Source organism: Streptomyces zinciresistens K42, assembly GCF_000225525.1.
In the GTDB taxonomy this organism is placed as follows: Bacteria; Actinomycetota; Actinomycetes; order Streptomycetales; family Streptomycetaceae; genus Streptomyces; species Streptomyces zinciresistens.
In genome coordinates, this window is the sequence record NZ_AGBF01000328.1 from 1 (window position 1) to 4,443 (window position 4,443).

The 4,443-nt window shown below is 71.1% G+C and carries 5 protein-coding genes; 2 read left to right on the top strand and 3 right to left on the bottom strand.

Translation table 11 applies throughout. The features are described from left to right. Positions 1 to 1,101 precede the first annotated feature (1,101 nt). Both SZN_RS35595 and SZN_RS35600 read left to right on the top strand, forming a co-directional pair. Positions 1,102 to 1,722 (top strand): hypothetical protein, encoded by a 621-nt coding sequence (locus SZN_RS35595; RefSeq protein WP_007505096.1) that lies wholly within the window; start codon positions 1,102 to 1,104, stop codon positions 1,720 to 1,722. A 56-nt stretch (positions 1,723 to 1,778) separates the two neighbouring features. Next, positions 1,779 to 2,198, top strand: coding sequence for a helix-turn-helix domain-containing protein (locus tag SZN_RS35600; protein WP_007505099.1), 420 nt, complete (start codon positions 1,779 to 1,781; stop codon positions 2,196 to 2,198). A 442-nt stretch (positions 2,199 to 2,640) separates the two neighbouring features. Here SZN_RS35600 and SZN_RS35605 read toward each other — a convergent pair whose 3' ends face one another. The 3 genes from SZN_RS35605 to SZN_RS35615 form a co-directional block, all read right to left on the bottom strand. Continuing rightward, on the bottom strand, positions 2,641 to 2,913 hold the full coding sequence (locus SZN_RS35605; protein WP_007505100.1) for a hypothetical protein: 273 nt from the start codon (positions 2,911 to 2,913) through the stop codon (positions 2,641 to 2,643). Further along, positions 2,913 to 3,146: a hypothetical protein gene (locus SZN_RS35610; protein ID WP_007505103.1), complete on the bottom strand. Its 234-nt coding sequence runs from the start codon at positions 3,144 to 3,146 to the stop codon at positions 2,913 to 2,915. Before SZN_RS35610 ends, SZN_RS35605 begins: the two co-directional genes overlap by 1 nt. A 504-nt stretch (positions 3,147 to 3,650) precedes the next feature. Further along, the coding region (locus SZN_RS35615; protein WP_244313485.1) for a hypothetical protein at positions 3,651 to 4,443 on the bottom strand (793 nt) is incomplete at its 5' end.

Genomic DNA, 4,443 nt, shown 5'->3' on the forward strand with positions numbered 1-4,443 from the left:
CCCGCGGAGCGGGTACCACATCGCTGCGCGATGTGCAAGCGGGGCGGTCGCTGCGCTCCCGCTGGCCCGTGCGGAGCACGGGCGCCTCCCTCCGCTGCGCTCCAGGAGGCAGTGGGGCCGGCCGCTGCGCGCCCGGCTGGCCGCGCATCGCGCGGCCGTGGCTGGCGGGGTGTCAGGTGCGGCTAGTGGGGCCTCCAGTAAGGGAGTTGGGGAGTGCTCCGCACTCCTGGGCGGGTCCGCTGCGCTCCCCCGCCTGACGGTCCTTCCGGCTGCGCCTCCAGAACCTTGGGGCCCACTGTCGCGGGCCGGGCTGGCTACGAGGGGTGGGGGGTCGCTCGTTCGTGTGGGTTCCAGTGTACCGCGTGCATCAGGTTGATGCAGCATGTACCGTTGGCGGAAACACGGGACACCCCCCAACCATCCGGGCGGAGCGCACGATTTGATGAGTGGTCAGCACCGGTATTTCGCACCCCCACTCAGGCAAGGAATTACGAAATTGGGACGCTGCGAACCTCAGCCACAGAACAGTACCCCGGATATCGGAAAGGCTGAATTCCGGCGTCCGGAGGTATCGGAGCCGAACGGCCCCCCGGGCCGGGCGGCGGAACCGTCCACCGGCACCGGCCACGCCTCGCTGCTTTTGAGCGTCACGGCCGGCACCACCCAAGACTCAGAGCCGCTGCTGCTGTCCCGAGCCCGCACCGGGTCACGGTGCCGCACGCGAAGCGAGCTCAGCCACGGAGGCCGGCCCCCTCGAACCGGTGGCGGTCGGCGGCGACACGCCCGTCGCTGCCAGCTGCTTGTGCCGCGCGGTGCGCGGCGTGGCGGCCGGGGTTCAGGAGTCAGCCGGTGTCTAGTGACACATAAGAGCGTTCCGCACCGAAACCGCCGTTGACCTGCGGTGATGCGAAACCGTTTGTTCTAGATCTCCAGAACAAACGGCTCCCGGGTGTTCTGGAGATCTAGAACAAAGTCACCCCGAACCTGACGGGTCGTTAGGTCACTGTGAGGCACCGTTTGTTCTGCCCCTCCAGAACAAGCCGGTTTACCTAGTGCTACCGTGCTCACCGAAACGTTGATCATCTCTGGAGGACTGTGCTGATGGAACAGCTGCCGATCGTCCGCCCCGGCGAGCGCGTGGTCGCGCGGTCGGACGGCAAGGGCGGCTTGATCCTGGGCGTGGAGAAGATCAAGGGCCGGGAGTTCGCCGCGAGCGCGGAGTGCAGCGGCTACGTGCTGGACGCCCGGCTGCTGATGGACGTGCTCGGCAGCCTGAAGATGCCCGGCTCCTGGTTCCAGGTCTGGTGCAAGCTCGTGGCGCTGCAGAACGCCAACCGCGCTGACGACCAGACCCGCGCCGCCGCCCGCGGCTTCGTGAAGACCAACCAGCGCGACCTCCAGGCCCGGTGCAACCTGTCGGCGGCCTCGGTGAACGAGGCGTCGCAGTTCTTCGCGCACATCGGCTGGATGCGCACCGCCAAGCGCGGGGTCCTCCAGCTGAACCCGTGGCTGACGGTGGCCGGCACCTCCGGCGAGCAGGAGAAGTGGCAGAAGCTCTGGAACGACGCCAAGGGCCCGGCCTGCATCATCCCGCACGCCGACTACCCCACCGAGTGGCGCCAGGCGCGGGAGGCGGAGAAGAAGGCCGCCGAGGCCGCCCGCCGCAGGGAGAAGGTCGTCACGCTCCGGCAGCGGCGGCCCGTCCGTAAGGCGAGCGCATGACCTCGCGCGGCATATCCTCGTTACAGCGTCGACCTGATCGAAAGTGGTGAGGCTCCGTGAGCAGCTCTTACGTCCCCAGCCCTCCCACAGAGGCACCCCTCACGATCTCCCGTGACGTCCTGCGCCTCCTGGCCCTGGTCGACATCACCACCGCCGGCCGCCGCGTCCTGGACCAGCTGCTCTACCTCAGCGACCCGGAGACCGGAACCGCCGCGATCAGCCAGAACGAGATGTGCTCCGAGCTGGGCGCCAGCAAGCCGACCGTGAACCGCGGCTTCAAGGAGCTCCGCGAGTGCGGCCTCGCCTGGAGCCTGGAAGACGGCCTCTACCAGCTCCACCCGCTGCTCACCGGCGGCGCGGTCTCCTCCCCCGTCATGCCGGTCCCGGAGATCCGAGCCGCTGAGCCCGAACGCTTCACCGAGCAGCGACGGGCCCGGTTCGCCGCCCAGACAGCCAACCTCGCCGCCACCGGCTGAACACCCCACCGAGGGCCCTCACAGGCCCTCCAGCGGCCTCCTGGCCCCGCGAAGCACCAAGGCGCTGCACCCCGAGTGCAGCGCCTTCTTCATGCCCGCCCGCGATCAAGCCGGTAGCACTGGCTAAACCGGGTTGTTCTGGAGCAGCAGAACAAACGCGGGCGCCCCATGCAGCAGCAGGCCACCGCCGAGCCGAGCAGCCGGTAGCACCAGGTGAACCGGGTTGTTCTGCTGCTCCAGAACAACCCGCGGCCCGGTGCAGCGAGCAGCAGCAGCGCCCACTGCTACCCCGAGGCCGGCCTTGCTGCACGAGCAGCACCCATGTCCCGCCTGGACCGTGGGAGACAGCGCTGCACGCCGGGCCCGCCGTGCAGCAGCCGAGCAGCACGACCAGGAGCACGAGCAGCACCAGGAGCAGCGGGCCGGTGCTGCAAGTCGCTGGTCAGACCTCGATGTACGCGACGACGACCACCGTGCGAAGTGCCGTGACCCAGTACAGGAGGCGTACGCGCTCGACTTCGTCGGTGTACTGGCGCAGCTGGGGGCCGGCGGAGTCGCCAGGCAGGGCCTCGCCGATGTCGGGGTCGACGGAGACGACGACCAGGGCGCGGTCCAGGGCGTGGATCTCCGCCTCGCTGGTGATGTTCTCCAGCTGCTTGGCGGCGGAGTCGGAGAAGGCGATGCGGGCGCGGCGCGGGCCGTGCTGCGGGGGCATCAGGCGACGGCCGGGCGCTGCGAGGCGAGCCGGGCGAGGTGGGCCTCGCGCAGCTCCTCCCACGGCGTGCAGTCCTCCACCGACGGAAGTCCGTTGGCCGCGATGTCCTCAAGGACGGCGGCGAACTGGTCGGCCCGCTCGCGGGTCTGAGCCGCGTACGCGCGCAACCCGTCGGCGGCCGCGGGTTCCAGCTGCTGCCGGGCGTGGTCGGCGGGGGCCGGCTGTTCGCTCATCGAGGGCTCCAGGGGGCAGAACTGGCGTCTGCTCCCACGGTATCGGCCGCCCCAGGCCCTGGGGACCACTCCGGACGAACCGACTCGTACGAGGGCGCGGGCCCAGGGCCCAGAGACCCCGGCTTCGGGCGCTGCGGAGCGCCGGTGCCAGCCCGCTGCCCGATGACACAGATCAGCTGAACAGTGACACAGTGAGCGTGTCCACCTGGGGAAACAGGGGGTCGATGACACAGATGACACAGATCGGCCGGACTGTTCAGGCGGGCGAGGGACCCCAACCCGGATGCGGACCGTAGTCGCTCCGGGAAGGGTGTCACGCTGATCGACGCGTGGCCCGAATCCGGGGGTCGGGCCCGTGGTTCCGGGCCGAACCGCCAACGTGACACCCCAACGTGACACCCGGATCGGGGCGCGTGACACGGGTGAGCGTGACAGCGTGACAGTCACCCTCGGTGATCACGGGCGAGATCGGATAGTGCCGGAGCGGGCCGTGCGAATGCTGCGCTACGGCCGGACGCGGGCGAGGAACATGGCGAGGTCACCGGCTGCTTCGGGTTGGGCGGTGGCGAGCTGGGCCGCGAACGCCAGCTGGTCGACGTCGGCGCCGGGGACCAGGCGGGCGAGTTCGGCGAGCAGCGCGGCGTGCGCGAGGACCGGCGGGGTGAGAAGGCCGGCTGCTGCCTCGCGGGCGGCCGGGTCTCGGTAGTGCCCGAGGTGAGCGGCGAGGGCGTGGGCGAGCCAGGCGTCGACGTCGGCTTGGACGTACCCGCCGGCTCGCCGGGTGAGTTCGTCGCGGACGGCTTCGTCCCCGTCGCGGGGCTCGGTCTGCTCCAGCGTGCCGAGCTCGCGCAGCGCCTGGAGCTCATCGGCGCGGGCCGCGACCCGGGCGGCCTCGCGGTGTTCGGCTTCCCGGGCGGCGGCGGCCGCGGCGTCGGCGGCGAGCTCGGCCTGGACGACGTCGTCGGCGTCCGGGTCGTAGACGGTGCCCGGCGCCGCGGCGGCGAGCAGCTGCGCGATGCGCTCCCACTCCGCGAGCTCCGCCGGGCCGCGGACGTCGTCAGCCAGGTCCTCGTGCCGCGAGTCCTGCCGGGCGTCGAACCGGGCGTCCTCGAGGGCCGCCGCGACGGCGCCGGCGTCCATCCCCTTCGCCCGTCGCCGTACGACGCGGCGGCCGATGCGGGCGGGGTCGACCGGCTCCCGGGGCGCGGCAACGCGCGGGGCGAGTGCACGGCGCGCAGTGCGCTGGGGCGGCCAGGGCGTGGTCATCATCAGCCTCGCATTCATGGGTGCATTCGGA

Bases quoted from the DNA above. Each gene is read 5' to 3' on its own strand.
- SZN_RS35610 (WP_007505103.1), bottom strand. From the start codon at position 3,146: ATGAGCGAACAGCCGGCCCCCGCCGACCACGCCCGGCAGCAGCTGGAA.
- SZN_RS35595 (WP_007505096.1), top strand. From the start codon at position 1,102: ATGGAACAGCTGCCGATCGTCCGCCCCGGCGAGCGCGTGGTCGCGCGG.
- SZN_RS35605 (WP_007505100.1), bottom strand. From the start codon at position 2,913: ATGCCCCCGCAGCACGGCCCGCGCCGCGCCCGCATCGCCTTCTCCGAC.